21 protein-coding genes are annotated in these 26,037 nt (G+C 41.9%); 12 read left to right on the forward strand and 9 right to left on the reverse strand.

The genetic code is table 11. The features are described 5' to 3' along the window. Positions 1 to 96: 96 nt before the first annotated feature. The 4 genes from QM738_RS06900 (at position 97) to QM738_RS06915 (ending at position 3,008) form a co-directional block, all read left to right on the forward strand. Complete coding sequence (locus QM738_RS06900) at positions 97 to 1,734, forward strand: M28 family peptidase (protein ID WP_462275946.1); 1,638 nt, start codon at positions 97 to 99, stop codon at positions 1,732 to 1,734. Between the two features lie 12 nt (positions 1,735 to 1,746). Next, positions 1,747 to 2,220, forward strand: a complete 474-nt coding sequence (locus QM738_RS06905; protein ID WP_462275947.1) for a hypothetical protein — start codon at positions 1,747 to 1,749, stop codon at positions 2,218 to 2,220. After that, positions 2,217 to 2,651, forward strand: coding sequence for an IPExxxVDY family protein (locus QM738_RS06910; protein ID WP_462275948.1), 435 nt, complete (start codon positions 2,217 to 2,219; stop codon positions 2,649 to 2,651). Before QM738_RS06905 ends, QM738_RS06910 begins: the two co-directional genes overlap by 4 nt. Before the next feature lie 123 nt (positions 2,652 to 2,774). Further along, the gene (locus tag QM738_RS06915; protein WP_462275949.1) at positions 2,775 to 3,008 is read left to right on the forward strand and encodes a 4a-hydroxytetrahydrobiopterin dehydratase; all 234 of its coding nucleotides are present in this window, start codon (positions 2,775 to 2,777) and stop codon (positions 3,006 to 3,008) included. Here the strand turns inward: QM738_RS06915 and QM738_RS06920 are convergent, their stop codons facing one another. From QM738_RS06920 to rho, 5 genes are all read right to left on the reverse strand, one after another. Continuing rightward, entirely contained in the window at positions 3,009 to 4,595 is a 1,587-nt protein-coding gene (locus QM738_RS06920; protein ID WP_462275950.1) for an FMN-binding glutamate synthase family protein, read from the reverse strand. Positions 4,596 to 4,624: 29 nt separating this feature from the next. Continuing rightward, positions 4,625 to 5,665, reverse strand: coding sequence for a selenide, water dikinase SelD (gene selD, locus QM738_RS06925; RefSeq protein WP_462275951.1), 1,041 nt, complete (start codon positions 5,663 to 5,665; stop codon positions 4,625 to 4,627). Between the two features lie 155 nt (positions 5,666 to 5,820). Continuing rightward, positions 5,821 to 7,131: a hypothetical protein gene (locus tag QM738_RS06930; RefSeq protein WP_462275952.1), complete on the reverse strand. Its 1,311-nt coding sequence runs from the start codon at positions 7,129 to 7,131 to the stop codon at positions 5,821 to 5,823. Further along, complete coding sequence (mnmH, locus tag QM738_RS06935; protein ID WP_462275953.1) at positions 7,110 to 8,201, reverse strand: tRNA 2-selenouridine(34) synthase MnmH; 1,092 nt, start codon at positions 8,199 to 8,201, stop codon at positions 7,110 to 7,112. The genes QM738_RS06930 and mnmH overlap by 22 nt, the downstream gene beginning before the upstream one ends. A gap of 75 nt (positions 8,202 to 8,276) precedes the next feature. After that, positions 8,277 to 9,893, reverse strand: coding sequence for a transcription termination factor Rho (rho, locus tag QM738_RS06940; protein ID WP_462275954.1), 1,617 nt, complete (start codon positions 9,891 to 9,893; stop codon positions 8,277 to 8,279). 364 nt (positions 9,894 to 10,257) lie between these two features. Here rho and asnS point away from each other — a divergent pair, with 364 nt between their 5' ends. From asnS to QM738_RS06965, 5 genes are all read left to right on the forward strand, one after another. Continuing rightward, positions 10,258 to 11,712 carry an asparagine--tRNA ligase gene (asnS, locus tag QM738_RS06945; protein WP_462275955.1) on the forward strand — a complete coding sequence of 485 codons (1,455 nt, stop codon included), beginning with the start codon at positions 10,258 to 10,260 and terminating at the stop codon, positions 11,710 to 11,712. A 120-nt stretch (positions 11,713 to 11,832) separates the two neighbouring features. After that, positions 11,833 to 12,492, forward strand: a complete 660-nt coding sequence (locus QM738_RS06950) for a hypothetical protein (RefSeq protein ID WP_462275956.1) — start codon at positions 11,833 to 11,835, stop codon at positions 12,490 to 12,492. Positions 12,493 to 12,555: 63 nt separating this feature from the next. Continuing rightward, positions 12,556 to 14,307, forward strand: coding sequence for an SMP-30/gluconolactonase/LRE family protein (locus tag QM738_RS06955; RefSeq protein WP_462275957.1), 1,752 nt, complete (start codon positions 12,556 to 12,558; stop codon positions 14,305 to 14,307). 63 nt (positions 14,308 to 14,370) lie between these two features. After that, positions 14,371 to 14,772: a DUF1398 domain-containing protein gene (locus QM738_RS06960; RefSeq protein ID WP_462275958.1), complete on the forward strand. Its 402-nt coding sequence runs from the start codon at positions 14,371 to 14,373 to the stop codon at positions 14,770 to 14,772. Between the two features lie 51 nt (positions 14,773 to 14,823). Continuing rightward, positions 14,824 to 15,837, forward strand: a complete 1,014-nt coding sequence (locus QM738_RS06965; RefSeq protein WP_462275959.1) for a beta-galactosidase — start codon at positions 14,824 to 14,826, stop codon at positions 15,835 to 15,837. Between the two features lie 15 nt (positions 15,838 to 15,852). Here the strand turns inward: QM738_RS06965 and QM738_RS06970 are convergent, their stop codons facing one another. Continuing rightward, positions 15,853 to 18,534: a hypothetical protein gene (locus QM738_RS06970; protein WP_462275960.1), complete on the reverse strand. Its 2,682-nt coding sequence runs from the start codon at positions 18,532 to 18,534 to the stop codon at positions 15,853 to 15,855. Then, positions 18,527 to 19,471 (reverse strand): AAA family ATPase, encoded by a 945-nt coding sequence (locus tag QM738_RS06975; protein ID WP_462275961.1) that lies wholly within the window; start codon positions 19,469 to 19,471, stop codon positions 18,527 to 18,529. The genes QM738_RS06970 and QM738_RS06975 overlap by 8 nt, the downstream gene beginning before the upstream one ends. A 139-nt stretch (positions 19,472 to 19,610) precedes the next feature. Here QM738_RS06975 and QM738_RS06980 point away from each other — a divergent pair, with 139 nt between their 5' ends. Beyond that, entirely contained in the window at positions 19,611 to 20,558 is a 948-nt protein-coding gene (locus QM738_RS06980; RefSeq protein WP_462275962.1) for a helix-turn-helix transcriptional regulator, read from the forward strand. A 32-nt stretch (positions 20,559 to 20,590) separates the two neighbouring features. On the opposite strand, the gene QM738_RS06985 is transcribed toward QM738_RS06980, so the two are convergent. Then, positions 20,591 to 21,904, reverse strand: coding sequence for an alpha/beta hydrolase family protein (locus QM738_RS06985; protein ID WP_462275963.1), 1,314 nt, complete (start codon positions 21,902 to 21,904; stop codon positions 20,591 to 20,593). An 84-nt stretch (positions 21,905 to 21,988) separates the two neighbouring features. After that, a complete protein-coding gene (locus QM738_RS06990) occupies positions 21,989 to 24,430 on the reverse strand; it encodes a TonB-dependent receptor domain-containing protein (protein ID WP_462275964.1) in 2,442 nt (813 codons plus the stop codon). A 282-nt stretch (positions 24,431 to 24,712) separates the two neighbouring features. Here QM738_RS06990 and QM738_RS06995 point away from each other — a divergent pair, with 282 nt between their 5' ends. Both QM738_RS06995 and QM738_RS07000 read left to right on the forward strand, forming a co-directional pair. Further along, entirely contained in the window at positions 24,713 to 25,294 is a 582-nt protein-coding gene (locus QM738_RS06995; RefSeq protein WP_462275965.1) for an RNA polymerase sigma factor, read from the forward strand. 142 nt (positions 25,295 to 25,436) lie between these two features. Then, a complete protein-coding gene (locus QM738_RS07000; protein ID WP_462275966.1) occupies positions 25,437 to 26,018 on the forward strand; it encodes an RNA polymerase sigma factor in 582 nt (193 codons plus the stop codon). Positions 26,019 to 26,037: the final 19 nt, after the last annotated feature.

Consider the following 26,037-nt stretch of genomic DNA (forward strand, 5'->3'; position numbering starts at 1 on the left):
AATAAGAAACATGGCTTTTAAAACAAATTTGACATTCAATTTACCCAACAAGCCCTTTGCTGAATTACCTTTGCAACATCTCACCAAAATATAATCATGAAACATCTTGTTTGGCTTGTGTTATTAAGTGCCCAGCTTGCCCCCGCACAAAAATTGAAGAAAGCAGATAAAGCGATCGTTGCCGGTCTGCAGGCTCATATTGGCTACCTGGCCGATGATAAACTGGAAGGCAGAAGGACCGGTACCAATGGCGAAAAACTGGCTTACGAATACATCAGCGGCGAATTTGCAAAAAATGGTCTGCAGGCAAAAGGCGATAACGGCACTTATATGCAGGAATTTGAAGTGAACGAAGGCAAACAGGTGAATCCCTCTACGCATTTGATCATTAATGGCTTTGACCTTGACCTGGATAAAGAATATTTTCCCTTTATTTTTTCTCCGAATGCTTCGCTGGAAGCCGCTCCGTCTATTGCATTACGCGAAAGTGGTACGGTTTGGTTCTGGGACCTGAAAGATAAGCTGGAAGAAAATAAGAACAACCCGCATTTTGATCTTACGGATGCTATAAAAACAAAAGTGAATGATGTGGCGGGCAAAGGTGCCACAGGATTGATCATTTACAATACTTCCACTATTAAAGACGAACTGAAATTTGAACCAAAGGCTAAAAGCGAACTGGTGAAGATCCCTGTATTGTATGTAACACAAAACATCAAGAAAAAATATTTATACGACGAGACCGCTACACTGGATATAAAACTGAAAGTGGATATCAGCGATAAAAAAAGAATGGGGCATAATGTGGTGGGTTATATTGATAATGGCGCCTCGACCACTGTTATTTTAGGTGCTCATTACGATCACCTGGGCTATGGAGAAGACCATAACTCGCTGTATGCAGGCACTACTCCGCAGATACACAATGGCGCCGATGATAATGCTAGCGGTACCGCGGCTTTGATAGAATTAAGTAAACTTTTAAAAGCATCTAAATTTAAGAACAACAATTACCTGTTCGTTTCATTTTCGGGAGAAGAGCTGGGTTTGTTTGGCAGTAAATATTTTACAGAACATCCCACAGTTGACCTGGGCAATGCCAATTATATGATCAATATGGATATGGTGGGCCGTTTGAACGACAGTACGCATGGCTTGAGCATTGGTGGTTATGGTACATCGCCCATGTGGGGACAACTGCTGACAGAAAAAGATAAATTCTTTACTATTAAATTCGACAGCAGCGGTACGGGTCCCAGCGATCATACTTCATTTTACAGGAAAGATATACCGGTGCTTTTTTTCTTTACCGGTACGCACAGCGATTATCATAAACCAACTGATGATGCGGATAAGATCAATTATACCGGTGAGTTGCAGGTGATAAAGTATGTGTACAATGTGATTGATGTGGCCAATAAAAAAGGCAAATTTGCTTTTACCAAAACAAGGGAAGTGGCCATGAGCGGCAAGAGCAGTTTTAAAGTAAGCCTGGGCATTATGCCGGATTATACTTTCAGCGGGGGCGGGGTAAGAGTGGATGGCGTAAGCGAAGGAAAAACAGCACAGAAGGTGGGCATTAAAACCGGTGATGTTATTGTACAGTTGGGCGATCATAAATTTTCGGATGTACAAACTTATATGGAAGCACTGAGCAAATTCAATAAAGGCGATGCAACGAAGGTAAAAGTGATGAGGGGTAAGGAAGAGCTGGTGTTTGATATTGTATTTTAAAACCCCCTTTATATGCAAAAGGTAATTCGACTGAGATACAGGTGGATCAGGCAAAGAAGAAAAGATGTACTGGATTTCCTGGAGGAGAACTACTGGCTGGAGAAAGGGACCAACTCAAAAACAACAATTGAAAACGGGTTAGGAATTACGGGTGATGATGCTGCGGAATTGATCGAAAAATTTTCCATGCAGTTCCATGTGGATATGAGTAGTATGGATTTTAACAAGCACTTTTACAGCGAAGGGGAATTGAATAATCATCTTCCAATATTTTTGGTACAAGTGCTTATAAAATTATTAATACTCCCTTTTGCTCTTTTTGAATTACTGTATTCTTTCAAAAATTTTAAAGAGATGATGCGGTTTGATCTTGAGAATGAAAATGAGAGCAGGACTAAAAAAGACCTGACCATAGGTGATCTGATCACATCCACTTTTACCCACAAGTTTACTTTACAAAAAGATGTTCGTATAGCACTGATATGAAATTAAAGATCGACAATGAGACACTGGCGCAGGAATTCTTTGAAGATTCCCTGTTGCTGGGCATTGTTGCTCCTATTAAAGACTACCAGTTCAGCTGGCAGCTGAACCAGATACTGGGTTTTGATTTCAGGATAAATAACGATTTCGAGATACAGTTGACCAAAAAGCAACGCAAATATTTTTTCTCTATTTACGAGTATGCGGTTCCCTCTACCTGTTTGGTGCATTATTTGTACAACAACCAGTTTGACGGGGAATATCTTTTACCCGAATTCAAGCACCTGGATTTTTTATGGCTGCTGAAGGGAGAAAGTGTTTTGCCGGAAGAATTAAAGGCATTGATGCAATCCATCCGCTCATTACCCGGCGTGCAGTTGGTGAATGAAATGACGAATGAGAAGATCAAGAACAAGCAACACCTTATTTTTTAGAATGAATAATTCAATAATGAATAATGGATAATGTTTTCGATTGTGAGGTCTTTTCAAAACAGTAATGTTATTCAGCCTTAAAAAATTATTCATTATTCATTACATCATTATCAATTATTTGTTATGTGGGAAGAAAAAAACAATACGCTCTATAAAAAATTTGAGTTCAAAAATTTTTCTGAAGCCTTTGCATTTATGACAAGGGTTGCCATTGAAGCAGAAAGAATGGACCATCATCCTTTATGGACCAATGTGTATAATAAAGTGGAAATATGGCTGAGCACACACGACGCAGGCGATGTGGTAACAGATAAGGACAAAAAACTGGCAGCAAAGATCGATGCGATCCATAGCTGATCAGTTCCATTTTTCCGGAGACGCTTTAAGCACATCGTGCTGGTATTTTTCCGGTACATTACCATTTACCATACAACCCGGCTCAAGGCTAGGGTAAATATCTTCAAACGTACGCACTTCGTTCATAAACACCCTGCGGTAGATATGACTGCGGGTAAGATGGGCGCTGTCGGCAATACCTGCCGCACCCAGCAATTCCACAAAAGTTTTTATCGTGTCTTCGTGATAGTTAGCCACCCTTTGTTTTTTATCGGCTATCACCAAACCTTTTACCAAACCCTTATCCTGCGTGGCCACACCGGTGGGGCATTTGTTGGTATTGCATTCCAAAGCCTGTATGCAGCCCAGCGCCATCATCATGGCCCTTGCTGAATTGCAGGTGTCAGCACCCAGTGCCATTGCCCTTACCAGGTGAAAGCCGCTCAATACTTTTCCGCTGGCAATTAGTTTTATATGCTGCCTGATGTTGAAGCCCACCAGCATGTTATGTACAAAAGCTAATCCGTCCATCAATGGAGCACCAACATAATTACTGAATTCCTGCGGTGCGGCGCCTGTACCGCCTTCGCCACCATCCACGGTGATAAAGTCAGGATAAATATCCAGTTCGATCATGGCTTTGCAAATGGCAATGAATTCGCTTTTGTGGCCGATACATAATTTAAAACCCACGGGCTTGCCACCACTCAACTCCCGCAACTTTTGAATGAATTCTATTAAACCTTTGGGAGAACCGAATGCAGAATGATACGGCGGCGAGTACACGGTGGTGTTAGGTGTTACCAAACGGATGGCAGCGATCTCGGGTGTGTTTTTGGCAGCAGGTAAAATACCACCATGACCGGGTTTAGCACCCTGCGATAATTTTAATTCGATCATTTTTACCTGTGGCAGGATTGCATTTTTTGCAAATGCCTCGGGCGAAAAATTTCCTTCGGGTGTACGGGCAGAAAAATAACCGGTACCGATCTGCCAGATGATATCGCCGCCATGTTTTAAATGATAGGGGCTTAATCCCCCTTCGCCGGTATTGTGTGCAAAGCCGCCGATCTTTGCACCGGAATTCAAGGCTTCAATAGCGGCATAACTCAGGCTACCAAAACTCATGGCACTTACGTTAAAAATACTGGCGCTATAAGGTTGTTTGCAATCCTTATTACCGATCAATACTCTTGGATCGTGGTTGATCTTATCAAAATTAAGCGGTGCAATACTGTGCGTCATCCATTCGTAACCTTCGGCATACACATCCAGCTGCGTACCAAAAGGCATGGAATCGGTTTGTTTTTTTGCACGCTGGTAAATAGTGCTGCGGTCTATACGGTTGATAGGCCTTCCATCCGTATCGCTTTCAATAAAATACTGGTACAGCTTGGGACGCAAATATTCCATCAGCCAGCGGGCCCTGCCCAGTAAGGGGAAGTTGCGCATTACACTGTGCTTTGTCTGTATCATATCGAATACACCTACTCCAAGTAAGGCAATAAAAAAGCCTGCTATCCACCAGAAAAAAGGCGATACCCAAAGCGATAATGCGACTGCTGCTGCAATCAATACCAGTAATACAAATGTAAAAATGCTTCTCATAAATTTGTTTTGATAAGCGATAAGTAAACTTAATTAATAGCAACAATGGTTTGTTGCTGCTGTTGTAAAATACCGATCGGTGTTGTAAATTTTTCCAAACCATTTTGCCGCAACATTTCCTGCACATCGGCAACTGCATCTTTATTCACGGCTACCAGTAATCCTCCGCTGGTTTGCGGATCGGCCAGTATGGCTTTCTGGTAATCGGTAATGGCGCCGATCTTATCACCATAACTATCCCAGTTGCGGTTGGTGCCACCGGGCACTGACTTTTGATCCACATACTCTTTAATATCCTCAATGATCAATGGTATATTTTTAAAATCAACAGTGGCGCTTAGCCCGCTGCCTTCAGCCATTTCCACCAAATGCCCTAACAAACCAAAACCAGTCACATCCGTCATGGCGGTAACACCCTTTAGTTTACTCAGTGTTTCGCCTACTTTATTCAGCTGCATCATTTGTTTGGCGGCAAGGCCGGTGTGTGCTGCTTTTAAAATGCCCTTTTTTTCGGCGGTGGTTAAAATGCCCACGCCCAAAGGTTTGGTTAAAAATAATACATCGCCTTCTTGGGCCTGGTTGTTCTGTTTGATGTTTTCAACAGAAACCAATCCATTAACAGCCAATCCAAAAATTGGTTCAGGCGAATCGATGCTGTGGCCACCGGCCAGTGGAATACCTGCTTCTTTACAAATACTCCTGCTGCCTTCAATTACTTTTTGTGCCACTGCAGGCGGCAATACATTGATGGGCCAGCCCAAAATAGCAATGGCCACGATTGGCCTGCCACCCATCGCATACACGTCACTGATAGCATTAGCCGAAGCGATCCTGCCAAACTCAAATGGATCATCTACAATGGGCATAAAAAAATCGGTGGTGGTAATTAAGGCGTTGCCATTGCCCAGGTCGTATACGGCTGCATCGTCTTTGCTGTGATTACCCACTATGAGTTTATCATTGTCGGGCATTGCAAAATTGCTCGTTAATATTTCGTCGAGAATTTTGGGTGATATCTTGCAGCCACAACCGGCGCCGTGGGAGTATTGAGTAAGTTTAACAGCATTCATTCCACTAAGTTAGGAAAGTGTTTTTCATAAGCCTGCGGCTTAAGATTTTTTTTGCCACGGATTACACAGATTTTCACGGATAAAACAAGAGGAATCAATATTTGATTCCTCTTTTATTCAATAAAATAATCTCTGAAAATTCGTGTAATCCGTGGCTACTCCTTTCTTCTTCTAAAAACTATACCGGAACTTTTTTGCATATCGCCGCTGAACCTTATTTCGTAGCGGTCGTTGCCATCATACACGATCAAAAGACCGGTGTTGGGCGGTAATGTTCCCAGCGATTCTGCATACATCACTAACTGTATACTGTCGCCGATGTCCCTGGTGTCGATGGTTTTTTTAACCGCATTGGTACTTAGGCCCACTTTAGGCATTATCACTTCACCGTTCATGATCACACTTACGGTATCACCATCCACCTCACCATTATCATACAGTATCAATTGTAAACTATCCGATTTAAAATACAGGGCCTGTATATTTTCCACTTTGCGTTTACCGGCATCAACAGCAGCGGTAGGATCGACCGGTATGGCTGGTTTAACCACGGCAGGTTTTGGGGCAGCTGGTTCCGGTGCTTTAACCGGTGGAGGAGTAGCTTTTACAACAGCAGGTGGTTCTGTTTTTGCGGGTGCCGGTTTGCTTACCGCAACAGGCTCGCTGGCTTTTACAGGTGCTGGCTTGGTAACAACAGGTTCCGGAGTTTTAACCGGCGGCGCTTTTACTACCGGCGGTTCTGTTTTTGCAGGCACGGGTTTGGCAACCACAGTTTCGGCAGGAGGTTTGGGCACATCATTCTTAACCACCACTTTGGCAGTAGCGGGCCTGATGGTATTATCCTGCTCCCGTCTTTTGGCTTCCGATTGTATCAGTTTTTCTTCTTCATCCGAACGCATGGGTTTTAATACCGCCAGCGTAGGTTCGGCCGGGGCAGGAGTGCCGGCATCGTTCAGGAAAGTAAGGTTTTTTGCAAGGCCCAGTTCCTGCAAATGCGGCACCAGTGCGCTTTGCTGGTAATCTTTTTTTCTTTCCACGTGCACATAGCCTGTAAGTGGCCGGTAATCCCTGGTGCGGTTGGTGCTGTAAAGCCCGCTCAGTATCATCACGGTGTCTTTTATTTCCAATACCAGCCTGTTTTCCTGGTGTACGCCTTTGGCCGGTGGAATGGGATAATTGTTTACGATCAGTTCATCATCTTCGGTAATGATCTTATCACCGTCTCTTTTTATTTTCAGTTTTTTTACGCCATGGTATTGTTTGTCATCCACAATAAAGTAAGTATGTGAATACCCGAATAATTTGCCCTTGTTCTCGCTGATGGCAATCTCGTAACGGTAATTCTGCTGCGTGGTATCGTTGTACATAAAGCCGGTCCAAAGCCCGGTCACATCCTGCTGCGCCGATAGTTTCAGCGAAAGGATGAGTAAACAAAAAACAAACTTTATGCGGTTACGGTAAGGCATGCTAAAATATTTTGTGTATTGGTTACAGTATCAACGCCCGAACAGGCTATTTTATTTAGTTGAGCTGCAAGATTTTCCCTGTTGGCGAGGGCTTTATTGTACTGTTTATCGTAATACGACAGTAATAGGCGGAAACATTCGCGGTAATTATCTTCCAAAAGGTAATTGACGGCGTTTTTGGTATCCAGGCCGCCCAGCCTTTTTTGTATGCGGATGATGGCATTTACCAGCTTTTCCTTGCTGTATTGGCCGTACCCGGCAGTAATATGGTCCAACCGCTCCTCAAAAGGCACATCGATGAAATAAACCGGGCTTTTGCGCATAGTATACCATAATGGCATCGGTATCTGCAGGTTGCCAATGCGCTGGCTTTCATCTTCCAGCCAAATACCTCCTTCAGGTGAAGCATCAGCCAATTGTTGCGCCAGCAGGTTCTCAAACATTTCCTGGCGGGGTTGACTTTCTCCATCCAGTCCGCCAAATGCAGAGCCTTTGTGATTGGCCAGCGCCTCCAGGTCGATAATGGTATGCTTTTGTGCCAGTTGCTGTAACACGCCTGTCTTTCCACTGCCGGTATAGCCGCCAATGATCCTGAACGCATATTCTTTTTCAAACTGCGCCAGCACCCATTTGCGGTAGGCTTTGTATCCGCCTACCAGTGTGTACACTTTAAATCCATACAGATCCAGCAACCAGGCCACACCTGCGCTGCGCATGCCGCCGCGCCAGCAGTGGACGAGGACTGTGCCCCCTCCGCCCCCTAAAGGGGGAACCGAAGCATTTGATTTGTTATTTTCTTTTGAAAAAGGCGCCGTTATTTTTTCTACCTCTTCCACCATACTGCGCATTTTGGTGCCGAAATAATCGAGGCCGATCTTGATGGCGGTTTGTTTGCTTTGTTGTTTGTAAGCAGTGCCCACTACTTTTCTTTCTTCATCGGTAAATAAAGGCAGGCTGATGGCATTTGGAATATGTGCATGAACATATTCGCCGGGGCTGCGTACATCAAATACAGGATGTTGCTTAGCCAGTAACAAAAAATCTTCTATGGTTAATTTCTGTACAGCCATTATACTCTAAGTTACCAAAGAAAAAGCCGTCACCAACTAAATGGGACGGCTCAATTATTAATTCTTAATTTTTAATTATCCATTCATTGAAGTCAGGAACTCCGCATTATCCTTCGTACCCTTCATATTCTTCAATAAAGTATTGATCGCTTCTTCGGGGTTCATATCTGCCATGTGTTTACGCAGTATCCACATACGCTGGAAGGTATCCCTGTCCAGCAACAGGTCATCACGCCTGGTAGATGAAGAAACGATATCGATAGCAGGATAGATCCTGCGGTTAGATAATTTACGTTCCAGCTGCAACTCCATGTTACCGGTACCTTTAAATTCTTCAAAGATCACTTCGTCCATTTTACTTCCGGTATCCACCAGTGCAGTGGCAATAATGGTCAGTGATCCGCCATTTTCAATTTTACGTGCCGCACCAAAAAACTGTTTTGGTTTCTGCATTGCATTGGCTTCCACACCACCACTCAATACTTTACCGCTGGAAGGTGCCACGGTATTGTGCGCCCTGGCCAAACGGGTAATACTATCCAGTAATATCACCACATCATGACCGCATTCCACCAAACGTTTTGCTTTTTGCAAAGCAATGGTGCTCACCTTTACATGTTTTTCCGCAGGTTCATCAAAAGTAGAAGCTATAACCTCGGCGCGTACACTACGTTCCATATCGGTCACCTCTTCCGGCCTTTCATCCACCAGCACGATCATGAGGTAGCATTCCGGGTGATTTTCTGCAATGGCATTGGCCAGTTCTTTCAACAACATGGTCTTACCGGTCTTTGGCTGCGCAACGATCAATCCACGCTGGCCTTTACCAATAGGAGTAAACAGGTCCATGATCCTGGTGCTGTAATTATCCGCCTTGGTGCAAAGATTTAATTTTTCGAAGGGGAATAACGGTGTCAGGTAGTCGAAAGGAACACGGTCCCTTACTTCCTCTGGTTTTTTACCGTTGATAGTATCCACTTTTAACAGGGCAAAATACTTTTCGCCTTCTTTCGGAGGGCGAACGCTGCCGTACACTGTATCACCGGTTTTTAAACCGAATAATTTTATCTGGGAAGGAGAAACATAAATATCATCGGGAGAAGAAAGGTAGTTATAATCGCTGCTGCGTAAAAAACCATATCCATCGGGCATCATTTCCAGCACACCTTCGCCCAGTATCACGCCATCAAATTCAATATTAAAAGCAGGTGGTTCTTTTCTTTGCTGGTGCTGCCTGTTGTTGAACTGTGGTTTTTCTTCCTCCAGTGTCATTTCGGGCAATTGTATATCACCATCTTCGGCCTGCAGCATTTGTGCAATGGCAGCGGGAATAGTGCTTTGCTCACTCGTTATGGGTTGCAGTTCTTCTTCCTCTTCATCATCAGCCGCTTTTTTTACCGGTTGCTTTTTTTCAACAGGCTCATGCCTTTTTGCTTTGGGAGCAGCCTCTCTTTTGGGCTCAGGACTGTCTGCAGCCGCAGCAGGGGCCACACTGGCAGCAGCTTTGGGAATGCGTTTACGCTTGGGCTTTTCTTCTTCGTTTTTTGCTGTGCTCATAAGGGATTGTTTATCGAGGATCTGGTTTATCAAATCCTGCTTATTTAATTTTTTTGCATTAGAAATAGTGAGTTGATCTGCTATGTCAAGCAATTCAGGAACGAGCAGATCGTTCAGTTGTGAAATATCGTACATAAAAAGTTGAAAATAATGTCTTCAAAAACCGTCTTAAATCTGAAAAATGAAATTGAGAATTTATAATTGATGGAATATGAGTAGCTGATGAAGCAAACGATTGGATAGACCTTATCAGTTGGATTCCAGCGCAATATTACGTTGTTTTTATTGAAAAAGCAATTTTTTTTGGGTTGGCCACGGATTGCACAGATTTTCACTGATTAATGCAGATTCTTTTTAATCAGCTTTTAATTTTATGGGCTGTTGTGCAAATGAAAAATGCACCCATATTCTATCGTAAGAATATCTGTTCCGTGAAAATTCGTGTAATCCGTGGCAAAACTTCTTCTTGGCTTATATTTGCAGTCCACAAATAGAATTTATGTTTAATAAAAGAACCAGGATCAAAGAATTATTGGCCAGTGATACAGCCAATTACCAGGCAACAGTGATGGGATGGGTGCGTACCTTCCGCAACAACCAGTTTATAGCTTTAAATGATGGCAGCACCAATAATAATATACAGGTAGTGGCCGAACTGGGTAAGTTTGATGAAGCGTTGTTGAAACGCCTTACCACCGGCGCCTGCATAAAAGCCACCGGCGAAATAATTCCTTCATTGGGTAAAGGACAAAAAGTAGAACTGAAAGCAACCGATATAGAAATACTGGGCGATAGTGATGCGGAAAAATTTCCACTGCAACCTAAAAAACACAGTCTTGAATTTTTAAGAGAGATCGCTCACCTGCGTTTTCGTACCAATACATTCAGTGCGGTATTCCGTGTGCGTCATGCACTGGCATTTGCCATTCATAAATTCTTTAACGATAAAGGATTTGTGTATTTACACACACCCATCATTACAGCAAGTGATGCAGAAGGCGCCGGGGAAATGTTTCGGGTAACAACACTGCCTGTTGATGGCACCGCACCAAAAAATGATGATGGCACGATCAATTTTAAAGAAGATTTTTTTGGCCGCAGCACCAATCTTACGGTGAGTGGCCAGCTGGAAGGCGAACTGGCAGCGATGGCCTTTAGTGATATCTATACTTTTGGACCTACGTTCCGTGCAGAGAACAGTAACACCACCAGGCACCTGGCGGAATTCTGGATGATTGAACCCGAAGTGGCGTTCAACGACCTGGAAGATAATATGAACCTTGCAGAAGAATTCATCAAGTATGTGATACAGCATGCGATGGAACATAATAAAGAAGACCTGGAGTTTTTGGCGCAGCGCCTGGATGAAGAAGAAAAACAAAAACCACAAACAGAAAGAAGTGAGTTTGGTTTGATGGACAAACTGAATTTTGTGGTGAACAACGATTTTCAGCGTTTAACCTATACCGAAGCCATTGAAATTTTAAGAGAGAGTAACCACAATAAGAAGAAAAAATTTCAATACCTGGTAGATAAATGGGGTGTTGATCTGCAGAGCGAACATGAAAGATATTTAGTGGAGAAGCATTTTAAAAAACCGGTGATCTTAACAGATTACCCTGCGGATATCAAAGCGTTTTATATGCGCCAGAATGATAATTGCGAACCGGGCAGGCAAACTGTTGCTGCAATGGATATACTTGCACCGGGCATTGGCGAAATTGTGGGAGGCTCGCAAAGAGAAGAGCGTATGGACAAATTGCTGAAGCGTATGGAAGAAATGCACATACCTGCTGAAGAATTATGGTGGTATTTGGATACCCGTAAATTCGGCGCCTGCCCGCATGCGGGTTTTGGTTTGGGCTTTGAACGTTTGGTGCAGTTTGTGACCGGCATGGGTAATATAAGAGATGTTATTCCTTTCCCGAGGTATCCGAAGAGTGCGGAGTTTTAAACCCCTAACCCCTAAAGGGGAACTATTGATATTTGAAACCGAAGCTGAAAAGTTTCGGTTTTTTTGTGCAGATATCTTATAACAATGAATTTAAAAAAGAGAATTGTATATTTATGAGCAATGAAAATGCTTCTATCAATAACTACGATCCTGCTTTTTATTAGTTGTAATAATTTTTCAAAAACCGAGAACACTACAATACAGCCCCCGGAAAAATCAAAGATCAATGTTATTAAACTTGCAGACAGTTTTGGTACAGTTAGTATTTCTTTACCATTGCGTTATGATACCAATTTTTCATGGACACATCATTCTGATTGTGGTTCGCCGTGCGATAAAATAAAGTATAGATTCCAACCTAAATCTTTACCTATTATAGAAGAAAATGGTTGGATGTGGTCTGATCTAAAGGATTCAATTGAACGTTTTACCATCGTGCATTCGGCTTACGTCTATCCTTTTAACCCAAACTCCGATACTGCATATCTTCGAAAACAGCATGCAAAGAAGAAAGCGGAGTTGTTAATAGAGGCAAACTCCTATAAAATAAAATCTGATACCATTGAAAAAATAGACGATTATTATTTTTCAATCTTCCTGATCGATTTATATGATTCAACAAAATTGCAATATTCAAAAAAGGTGTTGGCAGGTACATATATAAAAAACAACAGTGTAGAATTTAATTTTGAATTGCTGACAAAACAAAAAGATTCTTTAAAAGATAAATTTCTGGATAATTCGCTTTATTTTTTAAAAACTATCAGAATAGAAAATTGACTTGTTGAAGTTTTCATCAGTTTCTACCAGGTAAATAAACCTTATCACCAATAACGATTGATCATGAAAAAACTCGTTCTTTTCAGCTGCATTTTATTTGCAACAACTCTATCCGCACAACAACCCGCCGAAAAATATCCCATCGATTCTGCCAGCGTGGAACACGCCGGTGTACCGAAAGGAGAAATCTTAAAATTCAGTTTTAATCAATCCAAAATATTTCCCGGCACCACAAGAGATTACTGGATATACATTCCGGCACAATACAAACCAGAACAACCGGCCTGTGTGTATGTAAACCAGGATGGTATTCAATGGAAAGCACCCACAGTTTTTGATAACCTGATCTACAACAAGGAAATGCCCGTAACAATTGGAGTATTTATTACGCCGGGAAAAGTGCTGGCAGATAATAATGCAACAGCGCAGGACCGGTTTAACCGCAGCTTTGAATACGATGGTTTGGGTGATGCCTATGCCAGGTTTTTATTGACAGAGATATTGCCCGAAGTGGAAAGACAAAAAGCAAGTGATGGCCGGGCCATACATCTTTCTAAAAATGGCAATGATAGGGCGATTGGTGGCAGCAGCAGCGGTGCTGTTTGTGCATTTACTGCAGCGTGGGAACACCCGGAGGCATTTTCAAGAGTATTCAGCGCCATAGGAACTTATACCGGTTTACGGGGCGCCGACCGTTATCCCATCCTGGTCCGCAAATATGAACCCAAACCCATCCGCATTTTTTTACAGGATGGCGCCAATGATCTGAACATATATGCAGGTGATTGGTGGAAGGCCAACGAAAGTATGGAAAGGGCATTGAGTTTTGCAGGCTATGAAGTAAACCATATTTGGGGAGAGTATGGACATAATGGTAACCAGGGCACAGCGGTATTTCCCGATGCTATGCGCTGGTTGTGGAAAGGCTGGCCTGCGGCAGTAACTGGCGGTAAAACAAAGAACCAGTTTTTGAGCGATCTTGTAATACCTGGCGAAGATTGGCAGCTGGTAGGCGAAGGGTATAAATTTACCGAAGGTATTGCGACTAACGCTGAAGGGTACACGTATTTCCAGGATATACCCAATTCAAAGACCTATAAGATCAACAGCGATGGTAAACCGGTAGCGCTGAATATGGATTCAAAAAGAGCAGACGCCACCTGCTTTGGTGCGGATGGTATGATGTATACCGTAGCCACAGGGACAAAACAAATTTTGAGTTACGACAAGAATGAAAAAATGAAAGTGATAGCCGATACTATTGCCGGCAACGACCTGGTGATAGCTATTAACGGCAATATGTATGTTACTGCACCGGATGGTGTAAGCAAGCCATCGAAAATATATTTGATTCGCCCCAATGGAGAAAGGATAGTGGTGGATGAAGGATTGAAATATGCCAATGGCATTACGCTATCACCCGATCAAACGCAATTGTATATCACAGAATCTTCTACGCATTGGGTTTGGATATACAGGATAATGCCCGACGGCACACTGGCTTATAAGCAACGCTATGGCTGGCTGCATACACCCGATATAGATGATAATGCCTGGAGCGATGGTGTAAAATGTGATACCGCTGGAAGAGTGTTTGTAGCCAGCAGGATGGGTATACAGGTAATGGACCAGTTGGGAAGAGTGAATGCCATCATTCCCATACCGGCAGGGCAGCCATCCAACCTGTATTTTGGCGGCCCCGATTTTAATATATTGTATATCACAGCGGGTGATAAAGTTTTTAAAAGAAAATTAAAGACCCGGGGCGCTAATAATTTTGATAAACCCAGCCGCCCTGCCAACCCCCGTTTGTAGATCAATTTTTTTACAGCTACATACCGCAATGCTGCTTTAATTTTACGGTATAAAAATAAATACATGTTTACAATAGAACAGATCAAATCAGCACACGCAAAAGTAAGATCAGGCGCCGATTTCCCGGCTTATATCCAGGACCTGGTACAGCTGGGCGTTACAGCTTACGAAACATTTGTAGCAGATGGACATACAGTGTATTTTGGAAAAAATAATTTTTCTGAGACATCACCCGCTAAGTATGCAACCTTGACCATTGAAGCGGAATGCAATGCCACACAATTTAAAAAAGAACTGAAGGAGCACCAGAAGGGTAAAAGCGATTACCCTACCTTCTGCAACCAATGCGCTGCGGCGGGTGTAGAAAAATGGGTGGTGGATATCCACAAAATGACCTGCACTTATTTTGATAAGACGGGCAATGAAGTGTTGCTGGAAAATATTCCCGCGGCAAAAGCGTTATAACAGGGCGTTTAAACCCTTGCGGGCCAACACCGTCTTACAAAAAAACTGCTTATGCCACGCCTGCTTTATTTACTGCTGTTTGTTTCTTTCCTGTCCTGTAAAAAAAATTCGGGCAGTTCCAGCGATACATCTCCTGTTACACCTGCAGCCACAACCGTAAAGCCTTCCGGTGTTTTTTCTGCCTCGGGCAGTACTGCCGCCACAGTTTTAAATAACAATAACAATCGCGGTGTTTTAATAAGAGCCTATTGGAAAGATATTGAAACCAGCGAGGGTAATTTTAATTTTACTGCGCTGGATAACCAAGTAAATGCAATAAAGGCAAAGAATAAAAAATATTCACTGGGCGTACTCGCTGGCGGCATTGGCAGCCCTGCCTGGCTTATTACGCAAAAAAATGCACCTTATTTTGATTATACCTTCCAGGGCCAACCATATAAACTGCCGTTGATATGGAGCGATACCGTGTTGACTTATCTTGGTAAGCTGGCCGATAAACTGGCGGAACATTATAACAATGATACATCACTGGTACTGGTATATATTCCGCAGATGACGGCCAACGGTATTGAAGGCCACCTGAATGGTTTTAATCAAACCAATTTTACTAATGCGGGATATACCGAAACAAAATGGATCAATGCATCTGTTCAGAATGCAAAAAAGTTTGCAACAGCTTTTAGTAAAAAAGCACTGGCCTTTGAAGTGCATGATCTTTTTAATTCTTCTACCCCGGCTTCGTCCATCATCAACAGTTTGTGGAATGATAATACATTGGGCCAACGGGTGGGCGCTGCTATGTGGTGGATATCGGGCGGCACCACGTATCAACCGAATATCATTACACTGCTAAAAAATTTTCCCGGCGATATTTATTGCCAGGTCATCGACCGGTCGGATAATACTACCAGTTTTCCCGGTGGCGACTACACGAAAGTGTTTGCACAGGCAAAAGAGATAAGGGCAAGATATATTGAAGCATGGGATTATGAATTTTCCATCAATACCTGGAACAGCCAGTTTGCAGATTTTACTACGTATGCGGATACGTTGAAAAAGTATTAGTAATTGAATTTACCGTTACAGGAAGTTTTGCCAGATGTATAAGACCCGCAAAGCGGCAAGAGAGGTGAGCAATACCACTATACTTATTAAACCCAATGCCAGGTATACTTTACTTAAAATCGTTTCTTCTTTTTCCTTGGTCTGCAGGTATTCTTCAGCACTGGCATTATAGTTGGCTTTATGGTTATCGCCGGGTTGATTAATAAGCGTCTTCCATTGGTGCTGCTCGTTTTTCAGGTACAATGTGGCAGGAGCATCTTTCAACAGGTTGTCATGCCATAGTTTTTCAAAAATAAATTTGGATTCGCTGTAACTGTTGTACAAAACAGGATCATGTGCATATAAACTGAATTCATTAATGACCTGTTGCACTTCTTTTTCTTCAAAATCACTGCTGCCTTCTACTTCCTGCTGTGGAATTTCTTTTAAAAGAACCAGGAGGGTTTGCCTTGCTGTCTTTTCACTTTCAAGAGTAAGTTGTTGCAACAATTGCAAACGTAGCTGATCCGGTATGACGCCCTGCTTCATCCAGCTGATGCGTGCAATACGTAAAAGAATGGTATAATTCAATTGCCGGTGCAACCCATATTTTTCCAAAATGTCTTTACCAATGGCCAGTGTTATTTCCCAGCGGAGTTTTGGATAAATGGCCAATGCAGCAACCCACTCAAACAACACATTGACCGTTTCATCATTCTCGTTTTTTCTTGCCCAGCCCGGAATGCTGCAATATTTTTCCAATGCCCGTACATTATTAAAATCAATTGCCGCAGCAGAATAAAAAACAGCTTTCTGCCTGTTAAGCCTCGAGATAATATCAAATGCGTTCTCTTTTTCTGTAAGCATTTCTGCCAGTAGTATCAAACCTTCCATATCAGCCGGTACAATCGGGATGTGGGGCAATAAAATACTTCTTTCTGTCTTCTGCCAGTCGATAAATGAAACAGGTGTAATGATCGCTTTATGTTGCCAGTGATTTAATTGTGCAGCAAATGATGCCGCTATTTCATGGGTGTTTTTATCGATCAATTGATATGCATCCCCTAATATCAATAAAACATACCGCTGGTATTTTCCATGCAACTTTTCCAGGCTGATGCCCTTAGGCTCATGAATATTATAACAGAACCCCGGGTGCTTTTTGTAATAATATTTTTCTACCAGTACATTTTGCTTCTTTAACATTACTACCAGGTATTCAAATAATTTTACCTGCTGGCTGTTGTCATTCGATTCATCTATCAATACCAGGTATTCGCTTTGTCTTGTACGGGCTTCTTTTACCGGCTCAAAAAAACCACCCCTTTCAATTGCCCTGTTAATTGTCTTTTTCACATGCATAAAACTGATGGAATCCTTCACCCGCTTACGCAACAGCTTTGCAATATCATTGATCTCCGATTCCTGTACCGGTATATAGTTCCTGTTCTTAAAAGGTAATATCGCAGGTGCTTTTGACGAAGTAAATGAGGAGACCAGTTTTTTATATTTATCCAGCACCTTGGTTTTGATCCTTCCTGTTTTCTGCAGTTCTTTCAACCATAAAAAAATAAAAAATGCAGATAATACAAGAAAGATAGCAGCTAACACTTTGTATAAATGAACCAGCGACCTGTAATCGTATTGCTCAGTTACAGTGGCTTCCTCTTGCGGATCTGTTGCAGCATCAACAGGAGTAATGGTCGGCTTTTTAAAACCCGTATCGTGGACTTTAAGCTCAATGTGTTTTTGAATGTTGCAAGGAGAAACGATACTGTCATAATATGCTGTACAAGTAACTGTATGAAATCCCGCCTTGGTAAATAAGAATTCTTTTTTTTCAGCAAAATTAAATTCGGTATTATCAAGTTGCCATGATATTTTAATGGGCTTTTTGGGGCCAGAAACAACAGGAACCAGTCTTATTTTTTTGCTTACGATCAAAGAATCTATATTGGGTGAAACCAATACCGTTAAACTATTACCGGATGAACAAACGTTTACGATGCGGTGTACCGTATCTTTTTTCAAACTGGTGTTCTTATAAAGTACATCTATATAAGCAGTAAAATTATATTGCCCGGGCCGGGAGTAAATATGTGAAGGCAGACTGCCGGCATAGCTACTGTCCCCCCATTCATAAGATACCTTTGTTTCAAGATCTGTAACTCTTTTATTGTACCGGCAAGTGGTTATAATTTCAAGTTTATTATTTACAGCTGTTTGAAAAGCTATTGTATCACCAAGTATCGCGGCAGGGTCGTTTTTATCACTTACCAGGACCTCAATTTTTGCAGGATCAAAATGTTTTTCATGCAGCGCAGCTTTGATGATAAAAAGTATGACCAATAACGCGATCACTACATAAAGTATGAGGAATTTTTTCCAGTGTTGTTTTAATTTATTTTCAATTGAAACGGCTGCAGGTTTTGTGAGGACCCTTCCAGTGTGTACTGTTTTAAAATGACGGGTAAAAAGTTTTTTGAAAAGTTCCTGTTCATCTTCACTGGTAACAAAAACAGGCGCCAGGTACATGCATAGTTCATTCTCATTCTTTACCCAATTTGCATACTGTATGATTATTTTATGGGCATGAATGACCTGTAATGGTGTTACCGTAAAACCATTTTCCTTTAGTGTGGCAAAAAAGGAACGCAATGGTAATGATTCGTTACCATCGGCGATAGTTTCGGCTATAATGTCGTTGAGATTATCCACTGATCTCTTTTCTTACCGTGTCAAAATCCACCTGCGATTTGGTAATGATACCGAGGGTTTCAATAAGCTTTGTTTTATAATCATCATCGGCGCCTTTCCAGTTGGCCATGTTACTGTTTAAAAGGCGTTTCTGTTGCAGGCAGGCGATCCAGTCGATGAGCTCTGCTGTTGCAGGTTTTTTTACGAGGTTCTTATTACGCAGCTCGGTAAATTTTTCTATCACCGTTTCAAAATAGGGGCTCTCTGTTTTAAGATTGGATTTTACAATTTCTAAAAGTTCTTTTGTATCAGGGAAACGGATGTGATGAAATACACATCTTCTTAAAAAAGCATCGGGTAAACCCTTTTCATTGTTACTGGTAATAATGGTAAAAACAGGAAAGCGGGTATCCTGCTCCACCGTAAAGTCAGGTAATTCCTTTATATGGAATTTAAAAGGCGGCCTTTCCAGTTCTGCTAAAAGATCATTGGGAAAATCCCTCGGAGCTTTATCGATCTCATCAATCAATACCACAGAACCAAAACAGGATCTTTTAGTGAACACTTCTTTTTCATAATTCATAAAACGGTTAAGACTTGCATTAAAACTGTTGGTGCCTAACAATGCAATACCAAAACTGTTGAAGGAGATAAATGATTCTTTTGACCGGTTCGTTTTATCACCAAAATGGGAAACCGCATCGTAAGAATAGAACAGGTCGCTGGACTGCGACCCGGATTTGGTATCGAAGCGCAATGCTTTAGGTGTAAGAAAAACATAGGGGTACAAGGAACTTAACTGCCGGGCAACAAAATCGGCACAGGCCGTTTTTCCTGTTCCGGGATCACCGGATAAAAGCAGTGGCCTTTGTAAAAAGAGTGCGGTGTTTATTGCAGCGAGCAGTTCAGGACTTGGTTTGTATTCATCCGTGAGAGAACGCAGGATCTGTATTTCCATAACGATACTTTTTATCAGGGCAGTTTTGTGCTGCATATTATACATATTTTTTTGAATAGGCATAAAAATATTTTTCGCCCCTAAAGCATAATAGCGAACTAAGCAGCGAATGTGATATTTTTGAAACGAAATAAACTTTATGAACCGCATCGACCGCCTTACTGCCATACTGGTACAGCTGCAATCCAAACGGGTGGTAAAGGCACAGGAAATAGCCGACACTTATCAATTGAGTTTGCGCACCGTATACCGCGATATAAAAGCGCTGGATGAAGCCGGTGTGCCTATCATAGGCGAGGCTGGTATTGGTTATTCCATTATGGAGGGTTACCGCCTGCCACCGGTAATGTTCACTAAAGAAGAAGCCACTGCATTCTTAACTGCCGAAAAACTGGTGGAGAAACTAACCGATGAATCCACTAAAAAAAATTACGGCACGGCCATGCTGAAAATAAAAGCGGTATTGCGGCTTACAGAAAAAGATTACCTGGAAGATATGGAGCAGCACATTGAAGTGATAGAGAACCAGTATGTGCCCAAACGCAGCAATGATACCATTCACCTGCAGCATGTGTTGCAAAGCATTGCACAGAAAAATATCATTCAGCTGGATTATTTTGCCAATCACAATCAACAAAAAAGCATCCGCGATGTGGAACCGGTGGGTATTTATTACCTGGGCGAGAACTGGTATATGGTGGCTTACTGCCGCCTGCGCAAAGATTACCGCACTTTTAAATTCAGCAGCATTAATAAGCTCACCATTTTGGACGAACAGTTTAAAAAAGAACACCCCTCTTTAAAAACATTCTTATCAAAAGAATCCAAAGAAAAAAACCTGCAGACGGTGATACTGCAAATCAACAAAGATATCATCCCTTATTTCGGCGATCAGAAATATTACAATGGTTTTGTTTCGCAAAAAGACCTGGGCGATACCATAGAAATGACATTCTTGTCTGCTTCACTAAATGGTTTTGCAAGATGGTACATGCTCTTTGGTGATCATGCAGAGATCGTAAGCCCGCAATCTTTAAAAGATATAGTGAAAGAAATACTTACTTCTATTTCAAATAAAGTAATATAAGGTAAGTGCATTCAACTCATAACTTTAAACTCCTAATGACTCTTTAACCAGTTCACCGTGGCTTCTGCAATAGCATAATTAAAATTGCCCTTGGCATATTGCTGTGTATTAAAGTTGTCCCTTGCTTCTTCCCAGTTCTTACTCTTCATCATAAAATGATCCAGTTCCGGTATCACTTCCATTGTGGCATTGCCGGGGTGCCCTTCATTCACCGTTCTTGTGATCAGTTGCGGTTCTACTATACTGCAGGATTCATAATCAGCAGCGCCATGCAATATCAAAACCGGGCAACTAATTTTTTCCCAGCTCTGCGCCAGGTTCAGCGAATCTATCTGCGGCCAGAAAGCCCAGTGCCTTCCCCACATATCATTGCTGCCTTCTTTATAACCCAGTTCGCTTACAACAAGATCCTTGTATTGCGGGTTCTTTAATAATTCTTCCCTTGTTTTTTTAAGAATAAAGAATTCATAATAAATCTTTTGTATGGTACGCATAAAATCTTCCGTCTGTAAATACGTTTGTTTTTCCAGCAATGGTTTTTGTATGCGGTGCATCTCTAATAAAAACTCACTCCACGGGCGAAAAGTGGTGCCAAAAACCATTACACCTTTGGGTTGATGACGTTTTGCAATTTCAGGCGCAATAATGCCACCCATGGAATGCCCCCAGATATACAACCTGCTTTTATCAACAAAGGGCAATTGCTCCATGTAATTGTAACCGGCATCAAAACTTTCAATATCGGTGGCAAGATCCACCTCGCTGCAGGGCACACAATTATAGCTGTCGCCCAAACCGGATTTCTCAATGGTCACCACGGCATAGCCTGCCTTCAGCCATTCGGTCAATATTTTACCGTTGTAACTGCTCATATAATTCTCCACGCTGCCGCAACCATAACCGGGTATCAGTAAAATAGCAGGAAGACCTGTTTTGCCTTTGGGTTTTCTTGTGATCGCCCTTAAATACCCATTGCGGAATTTCACCCAATCGTATTGTACATCAGCAATATCCGATTTTTCGTAGGGTCGCATTACTGCATTGGCATTGGCAGAAAGAGTTTTATTATTGCGTATATACTGAACCGTTACTTTATCGCCTGTTCTTATACCGGCAACCGCCTTGCTGTAAGTATCTGTTGAGCTGATCGCTGCGCCATTCACATTGGTTAAGATATCACCCTTCTGTAAACCCAAGGCCGCAGAAGTGGTACTGGCTACAACGCTGTCTACCAGAATGCCATTGCTTACCGGCTTAGGTACAATGCCCATAACTGCTTTCCGCGGTGGCGTTTGTGCAGCAGCACCCAATGAAAAACAAACTGCAACGATCAATAATATTCTCATAATAAATGTTTAAGTACAATAATTTTTACATCATTTTCGCACAGATCTTCTCCATAATAAGTTCCCCTTTAGGGGCGGAGGGGCTTAATTCCCCGCCCGCTGCCTTTCCTCTTCCGATGCAGTTGTTCTTCTTCTTGCCGCCTGCACCTTGTTATTACCAAAACGATACGAGAACGTAAGATTGGCGACCCTCGTTTCCCTATACGCATGCCATTTTTCAACGTAATTGTTATAAGTGATCACAGCCTTAGGCAAATTGGTCCAGAAAATATCGGTGATATTAAAACGAAGCGTACCCTTGTTTTTAAGGATCAGCTTTTGCACACCGGTAGCAATACCCCATTGCGGATCGAGTACCATAAAACCATATTGACCACCGGTATTCAGGTTGGCATTCAGTTCAGCCGTCCAGCCTTTTTTAAAAGTGAAAGTATTGTTGGTGCGTATATCAGCTGCCGGCTTACCATTGTTCAAAGTAGTACCGCTGAAATTACCATTATACTTCTGATAATAGATATTGCCGTTGTTTACCATGTTCCACCATTTAGTGATCTTGATAGGTGTGGAAAGTGACAGGCCAAAATAATCAGACGATTTTAAATTGATCGGTATCTGCACCGTAACATTATCTGCCGAAGGAATATTCGGGAACACTTCCTTAAATCTTGCCAGTGTTATATTCTGATCATCTTTGGTGTGGCTGTAACTTACACTGAAGTTTAAATTCTTCAACGTATAACTCAATTCGTACGACCAGGTAAGCTGCGGTAATAAATAAGTATTACCGGTAGCATAAGTGGTAACATCAATTAAAAATAAAAAGGGATTCAGTTGCGAATAACCCGGCCTGTCTATACGGCGGCTTACGGATAAACCGAGTGTCTGATCTTCTTTCAGCTTATAATTAAAGAATGCACTGGGGAATAACTGAAAATAAGAAGAATCAAATTTTACATTCCCTACTTTTTGCTCGGTGCTGATCTTGGTATGTTCTCCTCTTAAACCCAGCTGCACATCAAATTGCTTAAACTCCTTACTGAAGTTGATATAACCTGCATTATTGTATTCCTTGTATAAAAAATGATTGGTCTTGTTTACATCGTTCTGCGGAGTGCCATTGCTTACATCAAAAAATTTGGCATCATTATCCGATGAAACATAACTGGTTTTTAAACCGGTCTCCCATTTACTGCCTTTGCTCAAGGGATTTACATAATCCACTTTAGCGGTCTTAAAACTCAGTTTACCATTCTGATCGCCATCCAGGATATATGCAGGCTGCAGCAATGTGCCATCGAGCTTATAATAGCTGGTGGCATTCACAGTAAGCGAAGTGGAATTGTATACCCCATAATCCGCATCGGCAGTCAATTCTTTACCGGTACTGTCGAAACGATGTTTGAAGTTGATATTCGCAACACTGTTATTCGCATGATCGTTATTGGTGGCATACGATCTGAAAGTACTGGTGGCCTGCTTTTGCGGATTGAGCACAATAGAACTGTTATCATTATCCCGGGTGTAATGATTGAAGTTACCATTCACCACAAAGCCGATGATGGTTTTTTTAGAAGGAAAAAAATCCATACCCAGCCGGGCCGTATTGGAACTGACCGGAGATTTGGAATAATTATCCTTCAGGTCGCCACCGTTATACGTGCCGTTCTCATAAAAATTCCTGTCCAGCAACAAATGATTTAATCCTATACGGTAAGCATAATTATAATTACCGAAAATATTCACTTTCTTATTCCGGTAATTAAAAGTAGAACCGATATTGGCCTTTGGATACACACCCTGTCCATAACCAGTTGTAAAGGTACCGTTAACGCCTAAACGCTGATCTTTTTTCATTCGGATATCAATAATGCCTGAATTACCCGCTGCATCATATTTTGCCGAAGGATTGGTAATGATATCAATGCGTTCAATTGCCGAAGAAGGCAGGCCTTTCAGGTAATTGGCAAGGTCGCTGCCCGTCATAGGTGTAGGTTTACCATCCACCATTACAATCACTCCCGATTTACCCCGCAGGGTGATATTATCATTCTGATCCACATTCACACCCGGCGAACGCTCCAGCACATCCATAGCGCTGCTTCCGGCGCTTACAATGCTGTTCTCCACGTTCACCACAATACGGTCGGATAATTTTTGAATAAAAGGTTTGCGGCTGCTCACGGTAACGCCTGATAATTGCGTAGCTGCCGGTTGCAGGTTCATTGCAGGCAATTGCAGGTCGGCAGACAATACAAATGCTTTGGAATATTGCGGTACAAAATTCACGCCGCTTACTTTAATAATGTACTGGTCAAAGCGGATATGCTCAAACACTGCCGCACCACTTTTATCTGTAAGTGCAATTTTTACCAGTGAAGAATCTTTTGCCTTCCGCAATTCCACGGTGGCGTTTTCTGCGGCCTGCTGGTTACTGTTTACAAGGGCCGTTATCTTGGCCCGCCCATTGTCCTGCGCAGCAGCAAACAACACAGTTGCCGATAATAAAATAGTGATCAAAATTTTCATGACTGCTTACTTTGCTGCAAAAATGTATATTAAACGAATGCTTTCGTTTTAGTTTTATACCAGCAGTAACTGTAAAAAGATGAGTGGGATAAAGAAAAATTAATGCTGTCAGATTTTTACATTTTGCCAACAGCTTAATTAGATCATATTTTATACTTAAAGTTTTTTTCTCATAGAATTCTTTCGATAAATAAAAGGTTTGAATCCTACATATTTTTCCTTATTTTTAATAAATCTTTATCAAACCAAATATCCAAGTCCAGTTTTTAAAACATAAGTCCTATGAAATACCAAACAGAAATGTCTGATGAGAAACTCATCCAGTTCTATCTAAATGGCAACCCCAGCGCCATGGCAACCCTGGTAGAACTTTACAAAGACAGAATTTACAGTTCAATTTTTTCGATGGTGCAGGATAAATATGTAGCAGAAGAGATCTTCCGCGATGTGTTTATTAATATCATCAATAACCTGATGGCCGGTAAAGCAACCGAAGAAGGAAATTTTTTACAATGGGCCACACAGATAGCACACCAGCTGTGTATTGAACATACCCGTAAAACAAAACTGGCTTTTATAGTGGGAGAAGAAAAAGAGACTGCAGAAGATGCCATTAATTTTTCTGTACCGGTGGCATTGCCCAATACCAATTATTACGAAAGCCACAGCAAAATAAAAAGTATGATCTCCATGCTGCCGGACGAACAGCGGGAAGTGATTGCATTGAACCATTATGCAGGACTGAGCTTTAAAGAGATAGCCGAGATAATGAAATGCAGCCTTACCACAGCGCTGGATACTATGAAGTTTGGCCTTACCAACCTTAAAAAATTAATGAACGAAAAAGAGATCGTATTAAGATAAAATTTACCCAACCCTGTACCGCTTTTATTGATAACGTTCTAGTAGTATTGCTACAACAACTCTATCAACCAGCCTACAGCAACCCATAAAAGGTTTTCAGACATTTGTGTTATCCTAACTAAAAATAAAAAAATCCAAAATTATGAAAAGCACTACTACTTTAACTGACCAGGAAGCCGTTCAGGCATTTATCAACGGCGATTCCAACGGCCTTGAATTACTTGTTGAACGCCACAAGAACCGCATTTACACCTCTATCTATCTTTTGGTAAAAGACAAGTATGTTGCCGAAGATATTTTCCAGGATGTTTTCATCAAGATCATCGAAAAATTAAAATCAGGTGGTTACAACGAAGAGAACAAATTTGTGCAATGGGCCATGCGCATAGCACATAACCTCTGCATCGATCATTTCAGAAGGGCAAAAACAAGGCCCGCCATTGCCACCATCGAAGGCAGGGATGTATTTGAAGTATTGCAGTTTGAAGAAGGCAATGCAGAAGAAAACATCATGAAAAGGCAAAGCCACAGCACGGTTATGCAGATGCTGGCATTGCTGCCCAAAGAACAGCAGGAAGTGATCATACTGCGCCATTTTGCCAACCTGCGTTTTAAAGAGATCGCAGACATACTTACCTGCAGCGTGAACACAGCCCTGGGCCGCATGCGCTACGCACTGCTGAACCTGCGCAAAATGATGGAAGAAAAGCAACTGGCTTTATAACCGTTCTAACTTATTGTTC

It is taken from the genome of Ferruginibacter sp., assembly GCF_049840995.1.
In the GTDB taxonomy this organism is placed as follows: Bacteria; Bacteroidota; Bacteroidia; order Chitinophagales; family Chitinophagaceae; genus Ferruginibacter.